General features: G+C 48.6%; 10 protein-coding genes. 6 read left to right on the forward strand and 4 right to left on the reverse strand.

Annotated features, from left to right (window positions below):
- Positions 1-93: 93 nt before the first annotated feature.
- From BGO59_RS11790 to BGO59_RS11805, 4 genes are all read left to right on the forward strand, one after another.
- Positions 94-2730, forward strand: coding sequence for an ABC transporter permease (locus BGO59_RS11790; protein ID WP_293683826.1), 2637 nt, complete (start codon positions 94-96; stop codon positions 2728-2730).
- Between the two features lie 52 nt (positions 2731-2782).
- Positions 2783-5443: an ABC transporter permease gene (locus tag BGO59_RS11795; RefSeq protein ID WP_293683827.1), complete on the forward strand. Its 2661-nt coding sequence runs from the start codon at positions 2783-2785 to the stop codon at positions 5441-5443.
- Between the two features lie 103 nt (positions 5444-5546).
- Positions 5547-8189 (forward strand): ABC transporter permease, encoded by a 2643-nt coding sequence (locus BGO59_RS11800; RefSeq protein WP_293683828.1) that lies wholly within the window; start codon positions 5547-5549, stop codon positions 8187-8189.
- 59 nt (positions 8190-8248) lie between these two features.
- Complete coding sequence (locus tag BGO59_RS11805; RefSeq protein ID WP_293683829.1) at positions 8249-10888, forward strand: permease prefix domain 2-containing transporter; 2640 nt, start codon at positions 8249-8251, stop codon at positions 10886-10888.
- A 40-nt stretch (positions 10889-10928) separates the two neighbouring features.
- On the opposite strand, the gene BGO59_RS11810 is transcribed toward BGO59_RS11805, so the two are convergent.
- The 4 genes from BGO59_RS11810 to BGO59_RS11825 all read right to left on the reverse strand — a co-directional run bounded on the left by BGO59_RS11810 (position 10929) and on the right by BGO59_RS11825 (position 14410).
- On the reverse strand, positions 10929-11924 hold the full coding sequence (locus BGO59_RS11810; RefSeq protein WP_293683830.1) for a hypothetical protein: 996 nt from the start codon (positions 11922-11924) through the stop codon (positions 10929-10931).
- Positions 11925-11969: 45 nt separating this feature from the next.
- Entirely contained in the window at positions 11970-13262 is a 1293-nt protein-coding gene (locus BGO59_RS11815; RefSeq protein WP_293683831.1) for a T9SS type A sorting domain-containing protein, read from the reverse strand.
- Positions 13263-13355: 93 nt separating this feature from the next.
- Positions 13356-13823, reverse strand: a complete 468-nt coding sequence (locus tag BGO59_RS11820; RefSeq protein WP_293683832.1) for a hypothetical protein — start codon at positions 13821-13823, stop codon at positions 13356-13358.
- A gap of 59 nt (positions 13824-13882) precedes the next feature.
- Positions 13883-14410, reverse strand: a complete 528-nt coding sequence (locus BGO59_RS11825) for a dihydrofolate reductase family protein (RefSeq protein WP_293683833.1) — start codon at positions 14408-14410, stop codon at positions 13883-13885.
- 169 nt (positions 14411-14579) lie between these two features.
- Between BGO59_RS11825 and BGO59_RS11830 the strand changes: the two genes are divergently transcribed.
- Together BGO59_RS11830 and BGO59_RS11835 are read left to right on the forward strand one after the other, a co-directional pair.
- Positions 14580-14918 (forward strand): PadR family transcriptional regulator, encoded by a 339-nt coding sequence (locus BGO59_RS11830; protein ID WP_293683834.1) that lies wholly within the window; start codon positions 14580-14582, stop codon positions 14916-14918.
- Positions 14915-17629, forward strand: a complete 2715-nt coding sequence (locus BGO59_RS11835) for an ABC transporter permease (protein ID WP_293683835.1) — start codon at positions 14915-14917, stop codon at positions 17627-17629. Before BGO59_RS11830 ends, BGO59_RS11835 begins: the two co-directional genes overlap by 4 nt.
- Positions 17630-17684 lie beyond the last annotated feature (55 nt).

A 17684-nucleotide genomic window follows, 5' to 3' on the forward strand; every position in this document is an offset into this window, starting at 1 on the left:
CGAGGAATGACGCCCCCTGACCGGATGGTTTTATTTATAAAAATTGCTGACGCACAAGAGACGCGAGGTATCGCGTCTCTACATGGAAAACCTATGCAACAACCTCCCCAACTCCCCGACCGGCTACTTCGCTTTTTCCTGGCCGATGACCGGCTGGAAGAGGTATTGGGTGATTTGCACGAAGAATACCGCTGGCAGGTCAACCGCGTAGGCGAGCAACGGGCTCGCTGGCAGTACTGGATCGATGCGCTGGGATTTATAAAACCACAATTTTCTATCAGACAGGAATCGAACCACTATTCAAACCCATCGAATACGACGATGCTACGTAATTATCTCAAAATCGCTTTTCGCAATCTGGCTCGGCATAAAGGCTATTCTGCAATTAATATTGGAGGCCTGGCGGTGGGCATGGCGGTTGCCATGTTAATTGGCTTATGGATTTACGACGAGCTATCGTACAACACCTATCATCAACACTACAACCGTATTGCCCAGGTCATGCAACACCAAACGGTAAACGGGCACATCAGTACACAAGAATCCATTCCTATTCCGCTGGATGCCGAATTACGCAATAAGTACGGCAACAACTTTAAACATCTGGCACTGGCAGCCTATCCAGGCAATAGAATTCTGTCGTACGGCGAAAAGAAGCTAGCACGTACGGGAAACTACATGGGTGCCGACATGCCAGAGATCCTCTCGCTGGCTATGCTGAAAGGGAATCGCAATGGTCTGAAAGAGACCAACTCTATTTTGCTATCAGCCTCAACGGCCCAGGCACTTTTTGGCGATACAGACCCAATTGATAAACTCATCAATATCGAAGGCAAGGCCGATGTGAAGGTAACGGGGATTTATGAAGACTTACCGTTCAATACCGAGTTTCATGATCTGACCTTCATTGCGCCCTGGGAATTATACGTAGCAACACAGCCCTGGGTAAAGCAGGCACTCGACAAGCGCGTGTGGGGCGAAAACTCGTTTCAACTGTTTGTACAGCTTGCCGACCATACAGCTATAAAAACAGTAAGTGACCGTATCCTGAATGCCAAGTTAGATAATGTTCCGGCCGAAGATAAAAAATACAAGTCAGAGATATTTCTGCATCCGATGAGCGACTGGCGATTGTACTCCGGCTGGGAAGAAGGCGTCCAGACGGGAGGTTACATTCAGTACGTTCGGCTGTTTGCTATCGTGGGCATTTTCGTACTCCTGCTGGCGTGCATCAACTTTATGAACCTAAGTACAGCCCGGTCTGAGAAGCGGGCGAAAGAGGTGGGCATTCGGAAAGCAGTTGGCTCGGTACGTAGCCAGCTCGTGAATCAGTTTTTTAGCGAGTCGTTTCTGGTCGTTGTTTTGGCGTTTGTGGGTGCCTTGTTACTTATTATGGGGTCACTTCCCTGGTTTAATAATCTGGCAAATAAGCAAATAACTTTCCCCTGGAGTAAACTACCGTTCTGGCTAATCAGTCTTGGATTCATCCTAATAACGGGTCTGTTAGCCGGAAGTTACCCAGCTCTTTATCTATCGTCGTTTCAGCCAATTAAAGTGCTGAAAGGAACGTTTAAAGTGGGTGGTTTGGCAGCAATGCCGCGCAAGGTGTTGATTGTGGTTCAATTTACCGTGTCCATTACGCTGATCATCGGTACGATCATCGTTTACAGGCAGATTCAGCACACAAAAAATCGCCCGCTTGGCTACGATAACAACGGTGTGGTAATGATTCCAATGCTATCACCAGCGTTCTACGGCAAATACGACGTACTGAAAACCGACCTCAAAAATGCAGGTGTTATTCAGGAAATTGCCGAATCATCCAGTCCAATGACGGGTGTTTGGTCAAATACGAGCGGCTTTAACTGGCAAGGCAAAGACCCGTCGCTCGATACTGATTTTTCGACCATTTGGGTAACGCACGACTTCGGCAAAACAGTAGGCTGGCAGTTCAAAGAGGGACGCGATTTTTCGAGAGCCTTCTCAACAGATTCGTCGGCCATGATTATCAATGAAACGGCTGTCAAGTTTATGGGACTCAAGCATCCAGTTGGTACGGTTGTCACGTGGGGAGAAGAAAACGATTCCAGGGCGAAAAAGTATACCATCATAGGGGTAATTAAAGACGTATTGGCTGAGTCACCTTATGAGCCGGTGAAACAAGCCATTTACGTCATGGATTATAATAACGTCAACTGGATTATGCTCAAGCTATCCTCAAACCGAAGCGTCAGCCAATCCATAGCGACTATCGAATCTGTTTTCAAAAAACACATCCCCTCAGCGCCATTCAGCTACAAATTTGCCTACGAAGAGTTTGGCAAAAAGTTTGCGTCGGAAGAGCGGATCGGCAAGCTGGCTGGCAGCTTTGCGGTGTTAGCCATTTTTCTCTCGTGTTTGGGTCTGTTCGGGCTAGCTTCCTTTACGGCCGAGCAACGGACTAAAGAAATTGGGGTTCGGAAAGTACTAGGCGCATCGGTACTGAACCTATGGAGTTTGTTGTCGAAAGATTTCCTGATGCTGGTGATTATCGCCTGTCTGATTGCGTCGCCCATTGCCTACTATTACCTGAGCGATTGGCTGAACGACTACCAATATCGCACCGAGATATCGTGGTGGGTATTTGCGGGATCCGGCGTTGGCGCTCTGATCATTACGCTAGTAACCGTCAGCTTCCAAACTGTTAAAGCCGCATTGGTCAATCCCGTAAAATCGCTGCGATCGGAATAAATCTGTTGCCCGTAGAGACAAGGCATGCCTTGTCTCTACATACCCCAACCCTATGCCCAATACACCTCCCCAACTACCCGACCGACTGCTTCGCTTTTTTCTGCCTGATGATCAGTTGGAAGAGGTGCTGGGTGATCTGCACGAAGAATACCGCTGGCAGGTAAACCGTGTGGGTAAGCGACAGGCACGCTGGCAGTACTGGCTCAATACGATTGGCTTTCTGAAGCCGTGGGTAGTCAGACGAACGATCAACAAGTACCCAACTCCAACAAATACGACGATGCTACGTAACTATTTTAAAATCGCGTTTCGAAATCTGGCCCAAAGTAAAGGCTACTCGGCGCTGACAATTTTTGGTCTGGCGCTTGGTTTGGCCGTGAGCCTGCTCAGTATTCTTTATGTGACCGACGAACTGAGCTATGACCGCTACAACGAAAAAGCCGACCGTATTTACCGGATCAACAGCGACATTAGTTTCTCGCTCAAAGGCATACAAACGGCAAGATCGCCTACACCAATGGGCCAAACGCTGAAACGGGACTTTCCCGAAGTCGAGGAAGCCACCCGGTTAGGCAAATACGGTAGCCATCTGGTAAAAAGTGATCACACCATCATCCGGGAGAATGGTGTGCTGTATGCCGACTCGACTGTTTTCGACGTGTTTACACTACCTATGCTGGCGGGGAATCCTAAGAAAGCACTGACCGAGCCGCAGTCGGTCGTCCTTACGGAGCATACGGCCAAAAAGTACTTCGGCACTACGGATGCCCTAAATCGGGTACTGGTTTTCGATGACAACGATATCAGGCGGGTAACGGGAATCATTGAAGACATTCCTGCCCAGTCGCACGTTCAGGCCGACTTTCTCCTGCCCTTGCATGAAACAAATGATGCCAAAGTCAATAAATGGGGCAACCACATATTCTCGACCTATGTGGTGTTGCGGCCAGGCACTAAACCTGAGTTGGTAAACGCTAAATTCGAGCACATCCTTCAAACCTACGTCGACCCGGCATTACGGCGCTACTTCAACACCTCTCTGGCCGAAACTCGAAAAGCGGGCAATTACTTCAATTACTCCCTCCTACCTCTGACCGATATTCACCTGCATTCGGACCGAGACGGGGAGCTTTCGCCCAACAACAGCATCGAATATGTCTATCTTTTCTTAGTGATCGCCCTGTTCATCCTGCTGATTGCTGTCTTTAATTTTATCAATCTGACAACCGCCCGGTCAGCCAAACGGGCGCGGGAAGTGGGGGTTCGTAAAGTAGCGGGTTCAACCCGGGCGGAGTTGATTCTACAATTCCTGTCGGAGTCATTACTAACCACTTTTTTTGCCTTACTGGTCGGTATAGGTTTGGTCTATTTCCTACTACCTATCTTCAATAGATTATCGGCTAAAAACCTGGCGTTTAACCAGTTGATTGAGACACCATCCATTTTCTATCTGTTAGTAGGCGCAGGATCTGTTGGTATTCTGGCTGGTTTATACCCTGCATTATACCTCTCTTCATTCAAACCCATTACTGTATTAAAAGGCAAATTATGGGTAATGCCGGGGCGCCACAATCTACGCAACTACTTGGTTGTTTTCCAGTTTTCGCTCTCTGTATTACTCATTATAGGTACGCTGCTCATCAACCAGCAAATGCAGTATATCCAGAACAAGAAACTGGGCTTCAACAAAGAACAGGTCGTTGTCATCAATACGGCTCAATCGACGGAACAGGAAGTGATTACCTTCAAGCAGGAAGTGCTACGGAGTCCTGCCATAAAAACAGGGACTGTGAGTGGTTTTCTTCCCGTTGCGTCGAATCGTTGGAATGACATGTGGTATCCAGAAAACACAACGGATCAAAAGCAATCGGTAGGCATGCAGGAGTGGCAGGTCGATCCAGATTATATCGCCACGCTGGGTATGCAACTGCTGAAGGGTCGGAATTTTATAGCCGGACGTCTTGCCGATAAGCAGGCGGTCATTATTAACGAAAGTGCCGCCAAACGATTTGGGTATCAGAACCCCGTCGGGAAGAGTATTCATTTGACGGGTGGCGAGCAACTGACAATTATCGGTGTGGTAAAGGACTTTCATTATGAATCCCTTCGGAACACCATCGAACCCGTAGGGCTAGTGGTCGATGCAGGTGTGCTGGGTGGCCATAGCGAACTCTATTTATCTGATGTCTCTTTCCGGCTCAACACGGCCGATGTGGCTTCGGCGCTCGCTACCATTGAGAAAACCTGGAAGCAGATTGCTCCGGATCGGCCGTTTGCCTATTCCTTTTTAAGTGACGATTTCGACGCGATGTACCGTGCCGAACAACGTACTGAGCAACTATTTATGGCCTTTGCCGCCATAGCCATTCTGATTGCCTGTCTGGGTCTCTTTGGCTTAAGTGCGTTTGCCGCCGAGCAGCGACAAAAGGAGATTGGCGTTCGCAAAGTACTGGGAGCATCTATCCCGGCCATTGTCGCGCTGCTCTCGAAAGACTTTCTGAAACCAGTTCTAATTGCCATTGTCATTGCATCCCCCATCGCGTGGTGGGCCACCCATACATGGCTCCAGGACTTCGCCTATAAGGTTGACATTGCGTGGTGGGTATTTGCTCTGGCAGGAATACTGTCGATTGGGATTGCCCTGCTAACGGTGAGTTTTCAAAGCATCAAAGCTGCGTTGATGAATCCGGTGAAATCATTACGGTCTGAGTAGAGACGCAATCCTTTGCGTCTGCTGTGCGTCAGCAATTGGTTAGCATTAGCCCAAAACCATCCGGTCAGGAGACGCCAAGGGTGGCGTCTCTACATAAATAACCATGAAACAACCTCCCCAACTCGCCGATAAACTACTCCGTTTCTTTCTGTCCGACGACCGGCTGGAGGAGGTGTTGGGTGATCTACATGAAGAATACCGCTGGCAGGTCAACCGTGTGGGCGAGCGACGGGCAAAATGGCGATACTGGCGCGATGTGCTGGGTTTTCTGAAACCGTGGGCGGTTAAACGAAAAGTGGTAGAACCACCAGCAGCAGCCAGCCCTACCCGCTATCAACGATTCGATCCTTATTCAACAACGTCTTACTTCAATCCTGCTATGTTTCGCAACTATTTCCGAACCGCCTGGCGTAATCTGGTCAAAAACCGATTCTATTCGCTTATCAACATGACGGGCCTAACGGCTGGTCTGGCCGTGGGTATTCTGATTCTGCTTTGGGTACAGGATGAACTGAGTTTCGACCGATTTCATCAGAAAGCCGATGCCATCTACCGACTCGAAAACTGGGCTGGAACTGGCGACAGTCGGCAAATATGGACATCTACCGTAGCGCCCATTGCCGTATTAGGCAAAAAGGAACTGCCTGAAATCAACGATGGCGTTCGTATTTCGTACAACGGCACTTATACACTGTTCAAATACCAGGATAAAACCGTCAACGAAACGGGTACGCACTTCGCCGACCCCAGCCTGTTTTCTGTGTTCGATTTTCCGCTCATTCAGGGCAATTCGGCCAATCCGTTTCCCGACAATCAGTCGATTGTGCTGACTGAAAGTACGGCCAAACGCTATTTTGGTGACGCAAACCCAATCGGTAAAATTCTGGCCAGCAACAACAATAGCTCGTTTCGGGTCAGTGGTGTAGTTCGGGACTTCCCGAAGAATTCGAGTATTCAGGGCGATATGATACTGCCTATTTCGCTGCTGTTCGATGAGATGTACCGGACACGAACCGATGGAAAAAACAAAGACAATGATTTTTCGCAGTTCGATTACGAAACGTATCTGCTGCTAAAACCGGGAACCGATCTTGGTAAGCTGACCGATAAACTGCGGACGATTCACCTCCGTAACAAACCCGACGATACTGATCTTACCTACCTGCTACAACCGTTGGCCGATATGCATCTGTATAGAGCCGATGGTAGCCCAGGAGGGATCGAAACGGTGCGGATGTTCTCGGTGATAGCGCTGCTCATTCTGGTCATTGCCTGCATCAACTATGTAAATCTCTCGACGGCCCGGTCGCTGTTGCGGTCGAAGGAGGTTAGTATGCGGAAGATCGTGGGCGCGGCAAAAGGGCAGTTGTTCTTACAGTTTGTGATTGAAACTGCGCTTCTGTTCTCGCTGGCTGCTGTTGTCGCCCTCGGCTTGATTTACCTGCTTTTACCAGCCTACAATCAGCTAACCGAAAAACAACTGACACTTGATGTGACGAATTATCGCATCTGGCATGTGATGGCGCTAACCATTGCCGGAACTCTGATTGCGTCGAGTATTTACCCGGCTCTGCTACTTTCTTCATTCGAACCGCTCAAAGCGCTGAAAGGTCGAGTGTCGGCCCGGTTCAGTGAAGCAACGTTCCGAAAAGTGCTGGTGGTGGCGCAGTTTGCCGTAACGGTTATTCTGATTGCCAGCACGCTGATTATCCGCAACCAGTTGAGCTTCATTCGGTCCAAAGAACTTGGTTACGACAAAACCCATGTGTTTGCGTTCTTCATGCGCGACATGGGCGGGCACTACGACGCTGTCAAAGCTGAACTACTGCATCAGCCAGGCGTAGCGAGCATTACGCGTTCCAGCGCCAATATTGTCCGACTCAATTCGCAAACGGGCGACAATGAATGGGATGGCAAAGAACAGGGTGAAACGATGTTTATGCGCCCTATGGCTATCGACAACGATTTTATCCCGTTCTTTAAAATGAAGCTGGTTGAGGGAGCCAACTTTACGGGAGCCGTAGCCGACTCGACCCATTTTATACTGAATGAAACGGCCGTTAAAACGGCGCGACTGAAAAATCCGATTGGCAAGAAGTTCAGGCTCTGGAAACACAAAGGCACCATCATTGGCGTCGTCAAGGACTTCCATTTTGCATCGATGCGTCAGAAGATCGAACCGGCCATCTTCTATTACGAACCGGCCAATCTGAACGCGATGTACATCAAAACGACCGGAAAAGACGCCGAACGCGCCATCGCTTCTGCCCAGAAAGCCTGGAAACAATACAATCCCGACTACCCTTTCGACTACGCGTTTCTGGACGATGTATTCAACCGGCTTTACCTGTCGGAACAAAAAACGGGGATGCTGTTCAACATTTTTGCGGGTATCGCCATCCTGATTTCCTGCCTGGGTCTGTTCGGTCTGGCTACCTATACGGCGCAGGTACGCACCCGTGAGATTGGCGTACGGAAAGTGCTGGGAGCCAGCGTGTCGGGAATCATTCAGTTGTTAGCCAAAGACTTCGTCAAACTGGTGTTCATTGCTATTTTGCTGGCTACACCCATTGCCTGGTATACCATGAGTCTGTGGCTAGAAGATTTCGCGTACCGAACCAATGTACAATGGTGGGTCTTCGCCATAGCGGGTATACTGGCGCTGGCCATTGCCTTGCTGACGGTCAGTTTCCAAAGTATCAAAGCCGCCCTGATGAATCCGGTGAAGAGTTTGCGGTCGGAATAATCCTGTTTCCGTAGAGACAAGGCGTGCCTTGTCTCTACATGCCTTAACCCCTACACCCCATGCTCAATACACCGCCCCAACTCGCTGACCGACTGCTCCGCTTTTTTCTGTCCGATGACCGACGGGAAGAGGTGCTGGGTGACCTGCAAGAAGAATACCGCTGGCAGGTTAGCCAGGTGGGTGAGCGACGGGCCCGCTGGCGATACTGGCGCGATGTACTGGGCTTCATAAAACCCTTTGCCATCAGGCGTAGGCAGGTAAACGATACTCAGAACTACCGACGTTTTGCCAATCATTCAGTAACTACTTTCCCAAACCCGATTATGCTACGAAACTATTTCTCCATTGCCTTTCGTCAGTTGTGGAAGAACCCGCTGTTTAGCAGCCTGAACATTGTAGGGCTAACCGTTGGGCTGGCGGTCAGTACATTTATTGCACTCTATGTCTGGCATGAGTTCCACTACGACCGCTTCGAGCCGTTTGCCAATCGAACGTACCGAATTGTATCGGCATCGAAATATGGCGAAAACGAAGTATCGTTTCCTCAGTTGCATCACTCGTTTGGCAGCGAAGTAAAACGTCAGATTCCAGAAGTCGAAGAGCTTGTCCGGTTTTCCAATGGCTTTGGCGATGTTATCCTCCAATCGGATCAGAATCATCGGTTTAAGGAAACCAACATTGGCTATGCCGACGCATCGATTATACCCGTTATGGGGCTTAAGTTTCTCTATGGCGACGCGAAAACAGCCCTGAGCGAACCCGGCCGGATTATTTTAACCCGCCAACTGGCTGAGAAGTATTTCGGCAACCAGAACCCCGTTGGCAAATCGCTGGTCTTCGATAAACATTTTCCGCTTACGGTGTCGGGCGTGCTGGACGACTTACCGACCAATTCGGTCATTCAGTTCAACGGGCTGGTTTCGCTGGCGTCGATGCCTAAACTCGGAGATCGTCAGCGTGGTATTTATGAAAATGCAGGTTTTTTGAACACCTATCTGGTCTTACGGCCCGACGCCCGAGTCCATGATATAGAGAAGAAACTCGTGACGGTAAAAGCCGGTCTCAAATTCATCGATATGTCGGCCAATTATTTTCTGGAAGCCTTACCTACGCTGCATCTGGATGGTCGGGGGGCACCGGGCGACTCCCGGCAATCGCTGTATATTCTGCTGACAGTGGCGCTGGTTATTCTGACGCTGGCTGTTATCAACTACATCAGTCTGACCACTGCCCGCGCCACCAAACGGTCGCGTGAGGTAGGTATCCGTAAGGCTGTGGGTGGGCAACGCAGTGAGTTGATTGGCCAGTTTTTTCTGGAATCGTTTCTGACCACTACACTGGCGTTTGGGTTGTCGCTGGCGTTGCTTCAGGCATTGTTTCCGTGGGCCAATCATACGCTTGATCTGCAAATGGACAATCGGGTGCTGGCACAGGGGCCATACTGGGGCCTGATGATTGGGCTATGGCTAATTTGCTCGCTGCTGGCGGGAGGATATCCGGCGCTTTTGCTATCTGGTTTTCGACCGGCACTCGTGCTGAAAGGATCAACCAACTGGCGGCAGAGTGGTGCTGGCGTTCGGCGGGTGTTTACAACGGTTCAGTTTACAGCCTCCATCGGCTTGTTGATATGCAGCCTGGTACTGTACACACAGATGCGTTTTTTACGTACCAAAAACCTCGGACTGAATCGGTCGCAGGTGGTGGCACTTCAGATCGACAACGAAATGCTCCCCCAGTTTACGGGCCTGCGAAATGCCGTTCGGCAGTGGGCGGGCGAGGGAAATGTGGCGACGACCAATACCCGGTTGTTTACCAATAACATCATGACCATGTTCACGAAGAGCGAAAAAACGAAGAAAGAATTGATGGTGAATGCCATTGAGGTTGATAGACCGTTCTTCGATATGATGGGCATACAATGGAAAAACCGTCCTCTAGGCTGGGAGAAAGGAGCGATTACACGCGATTTGACTATTTATAACCAGACGCTTGTCAACGAATCGGGCATCAAGGGAAATCCCCTGCAACAACAGGCCGTATCAATCGGTCGATCAGCCGATGGGGTTGTCGCCGATTTCCATGTCAACAGTCTGCATGGTGCGGTTTCGCCGATGATGCTTACCGTGGTAAGTGATACGAGCCGGTCGATACTGGCCAATGGCGGCTATCTGCTGGTTCGGCTAAATCCACATACGGACGTTCCTAACGCCCTCGACCAGCTTAAACAGATTTACGACCAGGCCCACCCAACCGTTCCGTTCGACTATTATTTTCTGGATGATGCCTATAACAAACTCTACGCAAAAGAAGAACGGCTGATGCGGCTGTTCAACGGGTTCACGGCGCTGACCTTGCTGGTGGCCTGCCTGGGTTTGTTAGGGTTAATGACTTTTTCTGTCGAAGTACGGACCAAAGAAATTGGCGTTCGGAAAGTGCTGGGTGCGTCGGTGACGGGTATTGTGGTTTTGCTCTCGAAAGATTTTCTGAAACTGGTTTTGCTGGCAATGTTGATCGCGTCGCCCATCGCCTGGTGGGCCATGAACCAATGGCTTCAAAGCTTCGCCTACAAAATTGATATGGCCTGGTGGATCTTCGCCTTGGCCGGTGGAGTTGCTGTAGCCATTGCTTTGTTGACCGTCAGTTTCCAGAGCATTAAAGCCGCGCTCATGAATCCCGTGAAGAGTTTGCGGTCTGAATGATCTTTGTAGAGACAGGGCATGCCCTGTCTCTACTGCTTACCTATTGGCAACCAACATACCCATAAATAATACGACTGGTAGTCGTACCATTATTATTCGTTACAGACGCGTTCTGTTCTAAAGGCAAGCCCTGTTTATTAAGCGAATAACTAATTTTCTGCTCACTGAACTTCGCTACCGAATTAACCGTGGTACCCGAGTAACTTGACACATTGGTCACTAATCCTAACGACTGGTTTGTCGAATTAAACTCGTAATAGCCTTTGTCTGGATTGTAGTTGTACTTCACGGCATCAGGCCATCCTTTGGGGGTTATAAAGGAGGTTAATATCGTCTTACCAGCCTGATAATCATAACTCACATAGGCAAGGCTTACACCTGATAACTGATAAGTGCTTATCCGCCTGAGCAAACCCGTACTATCATATTCATAGTCGCTGAACTCTTTGCTACCTGCTAATCGACTGCGCCTGATCCGGCCTTTCTCAAATTCGTAGGCATGGTCATATTTATTTCCGCCAGTACTATACGAATAATCCGTCTGAAGGCCGGCCAGGAAAAGATACGTGTACCCACCACTTCCATTAACCGATAAAATCGACTTTTTTAATGAACCGGTACTGTCATAGGCAAACGTCTGGGTAAATAGTGTCGTCCCCGAAGCCGATAGATTGGTCAGTGTAATCAGACGCTCATTCGCGTATTGACAGGTCAATGTACTCGCCGGTTGGCCATTCTCCGCAGTTCTATTTACAGACAACAGGAATCCGGCATTATCATACGCATAATCGTCCTGCCAACTTCCTGGCGACCAGTGCCGCTGAAGTTTCCCATCAGGCCCATAATTCCAATACTCCGTGGCTTTACTACTGCCTGACTGAATGGTTTTACTGCTCATGAAACAGTGCCCGACCTGGGTAGAGTCGGTCTGAGGAGGGGCATCCTTTGGGGAGCAACTTATCTGTTGAAAGACCACAAATCCGTACCCTATACCGATTATCAACAGCCGTTGAAGACTGCGTACTATTGCTTTCATCTTGTTTTAAGCCGTATCAGCCAGCGAAAAAAGGGTTTCGATGACTTACTGTTTAAGGATTTGTTTAGTAACCTGCTGGTCACCGACATGAATACGCAGCCAGTAGTCTCCCTGTGGATAATTCTGAAGACCAACAGTAAACTCACCCTGCCAGATTTGAGCCCGGTACAATGTATTCCCCCGCCGATCCAATAGCTCCACCCAGCCTGTTAGGGGCGGCAGAAACCCTTGAATACGCACATTCACTTCGGTAGTTGCCGGAACAGGATACACGACTATGGCATCGGCCAGCACAGGATTCTCCACAAGTGCCGTCGGCAAAACCGTTATTACAAGATGTTCGGTTTGGAAGACTGAATTGACACATCCGTTTAAATAGGTTCTGAACTTTACGACCGCTCTACCGGGTTTGCTCGTATTAGGTATACCAGGTGAAATGTCGCCCAACGAGCTATAGGCGTTCGGGTAATCGGGTAGCCCAATGATGGGCAAATCGCCAGATTCCCGGACGTAGGAAATCTGAACATTATCGGGCAGGGGCTGCAGCCCATATTCTCTTATCGAGACAGCTTTATCGCCCTGTTTGTAGGTAATTTCACCCCAGATCTCTCCATTTGTACTCCAAATATTAACAGGAACTGGCGATGGTGCCCTGGGGCTGACTACTAGTTTTATTTCCTTCTTGTCGCTTTCACAACCATCCAGTAGTTGTGTCGCATAAAAATATTGAGTGCCAGCCCCGCCTTTTACAACGACAAAGTAGTTGGGTGTACTGCTATCATTATAGGGAATGCTGCCATCCGGATTATATAACTTGGATACGGTCATAGGCGAAGTCACCGTTACCGAAACACCTATAAATGCACTATTAGACCCATTCGCCCGTTCGCAGGTGGTCACTAAAGCAGGGACTTTAGGAGGTTCTGGTTTGGCTTTTATACGTAACAGACTAGTACTTGGTGTACCAATTATTGTTGAATCGGCCGAAACCAGGCGCACCTGATAGGCATCACCCGCCTGTGTACTGGCGGGAATGATGGCCCGGTAGGTTACCTCATTGCTTGTCGTACTCGTCAAGGAAACCGAGGTAACGGTTGAATAGGTTATACCATCTGCCGATATGGCTACTCTAAAATTACCCGCCACCCCGACTATTCGACCTGTAACATCAAGTTGAGAGCCAGCACAAATGGAGGTTACGGCTAGCGGTAAGGTCGTGATCGATTGCGCCAGGGCCTGTAGGCTACCAACACCTGCCAGCGCACCAACCATCGACAGCGTAAACCAACCTTTTCTGATTAGCCGAGGCCAGTTACAACAGAAAACAGCCTGTTTCATAAGGGTGAGGAAGTGATGTAACGAAAAATCGCTCCAAAAGTATTGTTCTTTCAGCCATGACACAATACATGCGACATATGAAAACAAAAGAATTTATACCTTATCTAGCTGCCGGACAAGAATGAACGAGGCCAGTTCCGAAAGCAGTAGCAGATAATGGGTAGTCGATAAACCGCCCAGCATGTACGCCAGAAAGACTTCATCCGCTAGAATAAAGGCGGCCCACAAACCGATCGTGACTCCAAAAGCCCGATGGATACTGGCCGTCTGCGTGAGCGTCTGACGGTTTACGGCGCCGAAGGCTTTCCAGAAGTAAATAGCCCCAAGTGCTTCCCATAGAATCACCCCACCAAAAAACAGCCTTGCCAACCAGGTTGGCGACTGATAGATAGCCAACACCCGAACGATAAGGGTATAATTGCCCGATACGAATGTCCAGTTCGTCGGCAGAATCGATAAGGTTTTGAGTGCATCGGCGGTATTGCTCGACCAAACGATAGAGAAATAAAGCGCCCAGAAAAGTATCAGTCCGGCCCGAATGCGTTTGTCGATGGCTTGCATAATTAGTGCGCTAAAAACGCTGGGAATATACCAGTTTATGGGACGTTTTCCAGCAAATTTTACACTAACCGGTACGTAAGCGACACCAATCCTGTAGAGTACGTTTTTGAATCCAGTAGGTTGAGCTTAACCCGCTCGTTTAACTGACTAAACAGCGGTTTGCCAGCCCCCAGCAGGATCGGATGAACCGCCAGAATGAGTTCGTCGATCAGCCCTTCTTCCATGAACGAACGAGTCAGGTCGGCTCCCCCGAACAACCATAAATCTTTTCCCGGCTGATTTTTAAGTAGATCGACCTGTGTTTTCACCTCTCCGCTAACCAATTCAGCCCCTTCTCCCACGTTTGTCAGTGTCGTTGAGAATACGTATTTCTTAAACTGAGGAAAAGAGTATTCACTGGCCGCTTCATTCGGATTCGTCATCAACTCATAGCTTTTTCGGCCGATCAATATCGAATCGATACGGTCGAGGAAAGCGGTCATGCCGTAATCCTGATCGGTAAAGCACCAGTCATATTCGCCGTTCGGACCTTCGATGTAGCCATCCAGACTGACGGCCACACATAACACTACGTTTCGCCTGTTCATTGGTATTTGTTTAGTTGTCTGGCCCTGTCCGGTTTGCGGACAAAGCTTGTCCAGAATCGGACAGTTGTTTGAGAACTTGTTGGTCAAAAATAGCCATAAAAAGCAATCAGCGGGCTTTTTAGGAGTTGGCACCCCATTTGATCGGCATTATCGTATAAAATAACAAACCATGAAAAGGGCCTTTCTGGGAGAGTTTGAAGAAGTGGTTTTACTGACCGTAGCGATTCTTGACGAAGAAGCCTACGGCGTAACGGTAACGCAGGAAATTGAACAGAAAACCGGACGTGCGGTGGGTTTCAGTACCGTTCATACGACCCTGCAACGGCTGGAAGAAAAGGGTTATCTGTCCTCGCGCATGGGTGGTGCTACGGCCGAGCGCGGAGGTCGCCGGAAGCGTTATTTTACTGTAACGGCGGCTGGTCGGAAAGCACTGGCCGAGGTCAAACAGGTTCGCGAGGAACTCTGGAATGCGTTACCTCCGCAAACGCTTCAACTGATGGGAGGATGAAAACTGCGACGAAACCACCCCGCTTTGCTACCTGGTTACTAACCACATTCGGTCATCCTGATACCTCAGAAGAAGTGCAGGGCGATCTACTGGAACTGTATGCCCATTGGACACAAACGGTGGGGAAGAGAAAAGCCAACTGGCGATATGGCTGGAATGCGCTGAAGTTGTTACGACCACTGGCTAAACGAACGAAAAAAGAACAGTATACAACACCTTTTTTACTGAGTCCCGCTATGCTACAAAACTATATCAAAATCGCATTTCGGAATCTATGGCGGAACAAAGCGTTCTCGGCCATTAATATAGTTGGACTGGCAATTGGCATAGCGGCCTGCTTCTTCGTGTTTCAATACGTTTATTTTGAAACAAGCTACGACCGCTTCAACGTCAATGTGACAAACATTTACCGCGTTCCTCTTTCGAATTCCGGGACCATGGCCAATGTATCAACTACGGCAGCAAATCATCCGGCGGTAGGTCCGGCTATGAAAGCGGATTTTCCGGAAGTGGTAGATTTTGTCCGTATGGTCAGCGTTTCGCTGTTTATGAATGCCTCAACCCTTTCGTATACTGATGCGAAAGGTGAACCCAAAACATTCAACGAAGGAAATATCTACTTGGCAGATGCCTCATTTTTTTCCGTATTCTCTTACCCCTTAGTAGCAGGAGACCGGAAAAGTTGTTTATCAGAAAGTAATTCGATTGTCATTTCTGAAAGTACAGCGAAGAAATATTTCGGCACTACGAACCCGCTGGGAAAAGCGCTTAAAATGAACGGGCGAATGCCCATGAACGTAACGGGCGTGTTTCAGGACATTCCAGAAAACTCACATATCAAGTTTGATATGCTGATTTCATTCGCTACGGTTGGGCCAAAATGGGGCTACAATGAATGGACCTGGCCGGAGTTTTACAACTACGTAGTACTAGCCCCCGGAACGGATGTTAAAAAGCTGGAAGCGAAATTTCCGGCATTCATCCAGCGCTATCTGGGTGCAAAAATGAAAGAGTTGAATTTCAAATCGTCTTTCCAGTTACAGCCGATTACGGATATTCACCTCAACTCCAATTATCTCAAAGAAGCTGAAGCGAATGGCAGTCAACGAGAGGTTTATTTTCTGGCAATTATCGGTGTATTTATTCTGTTTATCGCCTGGATCAATTACATCAATTTATCTACTGCCAAATCAATGGAGCGGGCTAAGGAAGTGGGGCTGCGAAAGGTTGTGGGGGCTGAAAAGGGTCAATTGATTGGACAGTTCCTACTTGAATCGTTTATCATCAATACGTTCGCGCTGGTGGTCGCCATGGTCATTGCCGTTTTGTTCATGCCTCTATTTAACAAACTCATTGGCAAGGATATAAGTGTAGGCTTTTTCTCAACTGGATTAGGGCACGAGCCCTTCTTCTGGGCCGCTGTTCTGATCATTTTTGTGGCGGGGGCGTTGCTGGTTGGTGCGTATCCGGCGTTTGTCCTGTCAGCCTTCCAGCCCGTAAAAGTCCTGAAAGGATTGGTTGTAAAATCAAATACAGGTATTTCGCTCAGACGAGTGCTGGTGTCATTTCAATTCATTCTGTCCATTATTCTGATTGCTGCCACCGTTATTGTCGTCCAGCAATTCAATTTCATGCGCAATGGGAGTCTAGGCTACAAAAAAGATCAGGTTCTTATTATAAAAGCACCCGCCATTACGGACTCAACGATCTGGGGTAAGTACACGTATTTCAAATCTGAACTAGCAAATACCGCTTCTGTGAAGAACGCGACGGCTACATCGGATATTCCCGGCACCATGATCCGTTACCGGAACGTTGTGCGAAAAGCAAATCAGGATAAGCACCATTATTTCGATACGTATCTGATGGAGATCGATGAAAAATTCGTTCCCACCTATCATATTGACTTGATAGCGGGGAGAAATTTTGTTGCCACGGACAGTTCAGCGATTGGCTCGAAGGAAAGTAAAAATGATCGGGTTCTGATCAATGAAGAAGTTGCGAAAGGATTAGGCTATAAAACAGCGAAAGAAGCTGTCAATCAGGATATACTATTTGTGCTTGGCCAGAGTGAAGTTCATTGTAAGGTGGTAGGCGTCATGAAAAACTTTCATCAACGCTCATTAAAAGAAAAGTACGATCCAATTCTGTTCTATTATCCAACCCGTACGGAGTGGAAATATATATCGGTGAACCTGAACCCTTCTGATGCCGCCCGCAGCATTGCCGACCTTGGAACACTCTATAAAAAAGCGTTTCCTGGAAATCCGATTGAGTACTTTTTCCTCGATGACAATTTTAACCGACAATATGAGGCCGACAGCCGACTGAGAAATGTATTTAGTTTGTTTGCAGTGCTCGCCGTCGTCGTTGCCTGCCTGGGGCTGCTGGGTCTTTCCAGTTTTGTGATCAGATTACGTACCAAAGAAATCGGTGTTCGGAAAGTACTTGGAGCCTCCATTGGTGGTTTGCTGGTGCTCGTATCCAAAGATTTCGTGAAGTTGGTTTGCGTGGCGTCGGTCATTGCCATTCCAATCATTTATTTGGTCGCCCGTGCTTGGCTCAACAATTACGCGTTTCACATCGATCTGGGCTGGACGGTCTTTATTATCCCACCCGCCTTACTGCTAGCTATTACGCTGATAACGATCTGCGTACAAAGTTTTAAAACCGCGCTAGCAAATCCGGTGAAGTCACTACGTTCTGAATAGCGTGGAGCTGGGTGCTCCTAGCAGGGATAAGCATGTGATACCCAGCACCGTGCCC

Source organism: Spirosoma sp. 48-14, assembly GCF_001898575.1.
In the GTDB taxonomy this organism is placed as follows: domain Bacteria; phylum Bacteroidota; class Bacteroidia; order Cytophagales; family Spirosomataceae; genus Spirosoma.